This is a genomic window from Streptomyces triticagri, from assembly GCF_003429565.1.
Lineage (GTDB): Bacteria > Actinomycetota > Actinomycetes > Streptomycetales > Streptomycetaceae > Streptomyces > Streptomyces triticagri.
The window spans coordinates 1-5,909 of record NZ_QUAK01000177.1 but is presented as its reverse complement, the minus strand read 5'-3'; the positions used below and the strand labels follow the sequence as shown (position 1 = coordinate 5,909).

Genomic DNA, 5,909 nt, shown 5'->3' with positions numbered 1-5,909 from the left:
GGTGCCACGCGCGCGTGGCACCCCGATTCCGGGGCTGTGCGGACATGCCCTACGGGGCCGCCAGATAGTCGGGTACCGGGATGTCGGACGCGAGCTCGTCCGCGGGAATCGGGGCACCCTGCGTCTGCTGGACGGGTACGACTCCGGCCCAGTACGGAAGCGGGGCCTCGTCCGGGTCGATGGTCGGGCCGCCGGTGCGGAGCTTGGCGGACACCTCACGCAGATCGACGCTCAGGACGGCGGTGGCTGCCAGCTCCTTGGCGTTCACCGGGCGGCAGTCGGCGGACCGTCCGGGGATCGCGTGCTCCACCAGGGCGTCCAGTGCCGCGAGCTGCTCCTCGCGGTCGGTGACCTGATGGGCGGTGCCGTGCACGACCACCGACCGGTAGTTCAGCGAGTGATGGAAGGCGGACTTGGCGATCACCAGGCCGTCGACGTGCGTCACGGTGACACACACGGGGAGCCCCGGGTCGGCCTGCCCTGCCATGCGCAGCGGGCGCGAACCGGTCGAGCCGTGCACGTAGAGACGCTCGTCCACGCGCGCGTAAAGCGTCGGCAGCACGACCGGGGCGCCGTCACGGACGAAGCCGAGATGGCAGACGTAGGCGCTGTCGAGTATCGAGTGGACCAGCGTGCGGTCGTAGTCGGCGCGGTCCCGCCCGCGGGTGGGCTTCGTCCGGTCCGTGACGGGATAGGCGTCCTGAGCCAGGGCCATGGCGAACTCCATTGCACTAGTGCATAATGTGGATTGTGCTAGAAGGTTATCGGATCGCGGGGCGGCGTGCAGCCGAGATTGCCGCAGACATCGAAGCCGCGGTCGGCCGCGGCCAGTTGGAGCCCGGTCAACTTCTGCCCTCGATGCGGGAGGTGGCGGCCGAGCTGGGGGTGAATCCCAACACGGTCGCCGCCGCCTACCGCACGCTCAGGGAGCGCGGGGTCATCGAGACGGCGGGCCGCCGAGGGAGCCGCATCCGTGCCCGGCCGGTGAGTACGGCCCGGGACGCCATCCGGGTCGAGGTGCCGCCAGGGGTGCGCGACATCTCGGCGGGGAACCCGGATCCGGACCTGCTGCCGCCCCTGACCGCCGCCTTCGCGGCGGCGGCCGAGCAGGCCGACAAACGGCCGGTGCTCTACGGGGAGAGCGATGTGGAGCCGGAGTTGGAGCGCCTGGCCCGGGCCGCATTCGACGCGGACGGCATCCCGGACGGTCCGATCGCGGTGACCTCGGGGTCCCTCGACGCCATCGAGCGGGTACTGACCGCGCATCTGCGGCCCGGTGACGCGGTCGCCGTGGAGGACCCGGGCTGGGGCGGCATGCTCGATCTGGTGCCCGCCCTCGGCCTGCGGACCGTGCCGGTGGGGGTCGACGACGACGGGCCGCTGCCGTCCGAGGTGGAGCGGGCGCTCCATGCGGGCGCGCGCGCGGTCGTCGTCACCGACCGGGCGCAGAATCCGACCGGTGCGGCGATCGGCGAGGCGCGTGCGCGGGAGCTCCGCGCGGTGCTCGGACGGCATCCCGAAGTGCTCCTGATCGAGGACGACCACGGGCACGGAATCGTCTCGGACCGCCTGTGTCCGCTGGCCGGTGTCACCACGCACTGGGCTCTGGTCCGGTCCACCGCCAAGGCGTACGGACCCGATCTGCGCCTCGCCGTGCTGACCGGCGATCCGGTCACCGTCGACCGGGTGCGCGGCCGGCAGCGGCTGGGACCAGGGTGGGTGAGCCGGCTCGCGCAGAACGCGGTGGTCGGCCTCTGGGAGAGCGGGGCGGTGGATCCGCAGACGGTGGCAGGGAGTTACGGACGACGGCGCGAGGCCCTGATCACGGCACTCGCGGCACGCGGGATCGCGGCGCGCGGACGCAGCGGGATGAACGTCTGGGTGCCGGTGCCGGACGAGACGGCCGCCGTGGCCCGGCTGCTGCACGCCGGCTGGGCCGTGGCGCCCGGAGCGCGCTTCCGGATCCATGCCGAGCCCGGGGTGCGGGTGACCGTCTCCGGCCTCGAGCCGGCGGACATGGACCGTATCGCCGAGACGCTGGCGGCTGCCGTCGGAGCGTCACCCGTCCGCCGCTACGAATGACCGCGCGGCACTCCGTCACCCGCGGGTCCGTCGCTTCGACTGGGTGAGGGCGGCGCCCGCGAGGATGACCAGAGCGCCCACCGGTGTCGACCAGGTCAGGGTCTCGCCGAGGACGGCCACACCGGCCGCCGTCGCGATCACGGGGATGAAGTACGTGACCATCTGGGCCGTGGTCGGGCCGACTTCGGCCACGAGTCCGTACTGCAGAAGGAAGGCGAGGCCCGTCCCGAGGGCGCCGAGGGCCACCACGCTGAGCAGCGGCAGCATCGGGATGCCGTCCGGTGCGGACGTGAACAGCGGAGTGACGAGCGCGAGTTGGGCGGTGGCCAGGAGCAACTGGCCGCTGCTGAGGGAGAGGTGGGACTCGCTGCTGCCCGCCAGGGTGCGGCGGACGTAGATCCATCCGATCGGATAGCTCAGCGAGGCGAGCAGCGCCAGGGAGGCCCCCGTCAGGTCGAGTCCGTCGAAACCCTGCCAGGCGCCGAGCACGGTCAGCACCCCGAGGAAGCCGACGCCCAGACCGGCGAACCTGCGCCGGGTCGGACGGTCCTCCGACAGGGCGACCAGGGACAGGGCCATGCCCCACAGTGGCGAGGTCGCATTGCAGATGCCGGCCAGGGCGGACGGGATGGATGTCTCCGCGAAGGCGAAGAGCGAGAACGGTGCGGCGTTGAGGAGCAGCGCCGACACGGTCAGATGGCCCCATGTGCGCAGCCGCCGCGGCAGTCGCTCGCGCTTCCAGGCCAGCGTGGCGACCAGCACGAGGGAGCCGAAGAACAGCCTGCCGAAGGTGACTTGGAAGGGTGCGTAGCCCTCGGTGCCCACCTTGATGAGCAGGAAGCTGAACCCCCAGATCAGGGACAGCACGGCGAACCGGATCCGCCAGTCCACGGCGGCCCGGCGCGGCCGGGCGTCGCCGGGGCGGACGCCGCGCGCGGAGCGGGCGCCCGGCGTACCGGACTCGGTGGAGGGCGTCGGTGCGGCGGTGGCGGAGGGCGCGTGCGCGGAAGGAGCGGAGGGTGCGTGCGCGGAAGGAGCGGAGGGTGCGTGCGCGGAGGGGGTGGAGGCCATGTCCCCACCATGGAGGGCGCGATTTCTTAGCACAAGCGAGAATCTGTCCCACCCATCGCTTAGCATCGCTTACATGTTGAACCTGGAGCGACTGCGTACGCTCGACGCCCTCGCCCGGCACGGCTCGGTCAGCGGAGCCGCCGCCGGGCTGCACGTCACCACGTCGGCGGTCTCGCAGCAGATGACCAAACTGGAGCGCGAGGTCGGACAGCAGCTCCTGGTGAAGAACGGCCGCGGCGTACGCCTCACCGACGCCGGCCGGCTGCTCGCCGAGCATGCCGAGCGCATCCTGTCCCAGGTCGAACTGGCCAGATCGGACCTGGAGGCGCAGCGCGGTCGGGCCGTGGGCGAGCTGCGGATGGCCGCCTTCCCCACGGCGGCGCGCGGACTGTTCCCGACCGCTCTGGCCGCGCTGCGCGTCGCGCACCCGGGGCTGCGCGTCCGTTCCCAGGAGATGGAGCCGGAGGACGGCGCCCGCGCGGTGGTGCGCGGGGACATCGACCTCGCGGTCGTCCTCGACTGGTACAACAAACCGCTGCCGGTCCCCGACGGCCTGGCCAAGGCCGCACTGCTCGACGACCCGGCCGACGTCGCCCTGCCGGCGGCGCACCCCCTCGCCGGGCGCAGCGAGGCGCGCCTCGAGGAGTTCGGGGACGACGAATGGATCTCCTGGCCGGCCGGCGAGTACTGCCACGACTGGCTGATGTTCACGCTCCGCGCCAAGGACATCGAACCGCGCATCGCGCACGCGGCCGGCGAGCACCACACCCAACTCGCGCTGGTGGAAGCAGGATTGGGAGTGTGCGTGGCCCCGCGACTCGGCCGCGGTCCGCTCCCGGCGGGCGTACGGGTGGTGCCGCTGCGGCGCGGCATGAGCCGGCAGATCTACGCGGTCTGGCGGGCCGACGCCGACCGCCGCCCGTCGATCCGGGCGGCGGTGGAGGCACTGCGCACGGCGGGGGAGGCGGTGGCCTGAGGCCCGACCCCTGACGGCCGGCCGGGTGCTACAGCCCCGCCAGCTTGCGGAAGTCCCAGGAGGCCACCTTGTCCGGGGTGAGCCGGACCCAGGCGTGCCGGCCGTCGTGCGGCATCGTGTCGAGCCCGAAGTTCTTCCGGGCGAACAGCCGCTCAGGCTCCGTGAGTTCGGCACAGTCCTCGCCCGTACGGGGTGACTCGCCCACGAACTCCACCCGGCCGGACAGTTCCGCTCCCCGCAGTTCGCCGTACTCCTCACCGCTGTCCACCACGACCGCGATCCGTCCGTCCTGGCGCAGATCCGCCCAACGGCGGCTGCGAGTGATCGAGTACAGCCACAGCGAGGTGCCGTCCCAGACGAACCAGAGCGTGCTGGCGTGCGGTGTGCCGTCCGCGGCGACCGTCGCGACCCGGCAGGTGCGCTGCTCGGCCAGGAAGGCGTCCAGTTCCTCGGGGGTCATCATGATTCTGCGGCCCCTGCGCTGGGCGGTGGCGGCCATCCGGACCTCCTCACCGGCGGTGTGCCCCGTGAAGGTGCCACACCGGCCGTCTCTGATGATTCGTCAGAGAATCATGGATCGTCTTCCGTCCCGGCGCAATGGGCGTTAGCCTCGCGCGGCATCCCGCTCCCCGGCCGCCGCCTGGGCCCGAAGTCCCTTGCCGCTCGGGGCCGTCGAAGGGAGGACGTATGTCGTCGGCCGAGACCTTGAGGAAACTGCTCGACCCCGCGACCACCGCACTGCTGACCGTGGAATGCCAGGAGGGTGTGGTCGGCACCGACAGCGCGCTTCCCGAACTGGCCGAGCAGGCCCGGGCATCGGGCGCACTCGACCGGGTCGCGCGGCTGGTCGACGCCGCCCACCACGCCTCCGTCCAGGTCCTGCACGCGGTGGCGGAACGCCGGCCGGACGGGCGCGGCGCAAGCCGCAACGCCCGACTGTTCCGCGCCGCCGAGCGGCTGCCGGTCCACCAGTACCCCGGCACCCGCGCCACCCGGGTCGCCGCACCGATCGAGGTCACCGACGACGACATGGTGGTCCGCCGGCTGCACGGCCTGTCACCGATCGCCGGCACCGACGTCGACGCGCTGCTGCGCAATCTGGGCTGCCGCACCCTGATCGTCACCGGTGTGTCGGCGAACGTGGCGATCCCCAACGCCGTCTTCGACGCGGTCAATCTCGGCTACACCGCCGTCGTCCCCGAGGACGCCATCGCCGGCGTCCCCGCCGACTACGTGCCTGCGGTGGTGCGCAACACGCTCGCGCTGGTCGCCACGGTCACCGCCACGGAAGACGTGCTCGGAGTGTGGCGGCAGCACCGGGGCGGCGTCTGAGCGGCAGCCCTCACGCGAGGCGGATCGCCTCGCCCGACACGGAGATCTTGGCCGCGGGCAGCGGCCGGGAGGCCGGCCCGCCCTGCACGCTGCCGTCGGAAGCGTCGAACTTGCTGTTGTGGCAAGGGCAGTTGATGGTGCCCGAGGACACGTCCTGCACCGCGCAGCCCTGATGGGTGCACTTGGCGGAGAAGGCCCGGAACTGTCCCGCGGTCGGCTGGGTGACCACCACTCCCTCGTCCTTGAAGACCATCCCGCCGCCCTCCGGGATGTCCGCGGTCTGCGCGAGTACGGCGCCGCCCGCGCCGCCACCGTCCGGTGAGTCCCCGCCGTCCTGGCCCTCCGGGGCGTCGCCCCCGGTGTCCGGCTCCTGGTCGGCGGGCGCGTCGCCCCCGCCGTAGCCGCCCGAGTCGTCGCCGTCGCTGCAGGCGCCGAGCGCTGCGGTGAG

General features: G+C 72.7%; 7 protein-coding genes. 3 read left to right on the top strand and 4 right to left on the bottom strand.

Annotation, left to right across the window (positions count from 1 at the left end; genetic code table 11):
- Nucleotides 1-49: 49 nt before the first annotated feature.
- Entirely contained in the window at nt 50-727 is a 678-nt protein-coding gene (locus DY218_RS25890; protein WP_128558552.1) for a pyridoxamine 5'-phosphate oxidase family protein, read from the bottom strand.
- 23 nt (nt 728-750) lie between these two features.
- Between DY218_RS25890 and DY218_RS25885 the strand changes: the two genes are divergently transcribed.
- On the top strand, nt 751-2,082 hold the full coding sequence (locus tag DY218_RS25885) for an aminotransferase class I/II-fold pyridoxal phosphate-dependent enzyme (protein ID WP_128558551.1): 1,332 nt from the start codon (nt 751-753) through the stop codon (nt 2,080-2,082).
- Nucleotides 2,083-2,097: 15 nt separating this feature from the next.
- Here the strand turns inward: DY218_RS25885 and DY218_RS25880 are convergent, their stop codons facing one another.
- Nucleotides 2,098-3,153 (bottom strand): EamA family transporter, encoded by a 1,056-nt coding sequence (locus DY218_RS25880; RefSeq protein WP_128558550.1) that lies wholly within the window; start codon nt 3,151-3,153, stop codon nt 2,098-2,100.
- A gap of 73 nt (nt 3,154-3,226) precedes the next feature.
- Between DY218_RS25880 and DY218_RS25875 the strand changes: the two genes are divergently transcribed.
- Nucleotides 3,227-4,129, top strand: a complete 903-nt coding sequence (locus tag DY218_RS25875) for a LysR family transcriptional regulator (protein ID WP_128558549.1) — start codon at nt 3,227-3,229, stop codon at nt 4,127-4,129.
- Nucleotides 4,130-4,157: 28 nt separating this feature from the next.
- Here the strand turns inward: DY218_RS25875 and DY218_RS25870 are convergent, their stop codons facing one another.
- On the bottom strand, nt 4,158-4,628 hold the full coding sequence (locus DY218_RS25870; protein WP_128558548.1) for a pyridoxamine 5'-phosphate oxidase family protein: 471 nt from the start codon (nt 4,626-4,628) through the stop codon (nt 4,158-4,160).
- A 188-nt stretch (nt 4,629-4,816) separates the two neighbouring features.
- Here DY218_RS25870 and DY218_RS25865 point away from each other — a divergent pair, with 188 nt between their 5' ends.
- A complete protein-coding gene (locus DY218_RS25865) occupies nt 4,817-5,461 on the top strand; it encodes a cysteine hydrolase (protein ID WP_128558547.1) in 645 nt (214 codons plus the stop codon).
- A 10-nt stretch (nt 5,462-5,471) separates the two neighbouring features.
- On the opposite strand, the gene DY218_RS35435 is transcribed toward DY218_RS25865, so the two are convergent.
- The coding region (locus DY218_RS35435; RefSeq protein ID WP_233521903.1) for a Rieske (2Fe-2S) protein at nt 5,472-5,909 on the bottom strand (438 nt) is incomplete at its 5' end.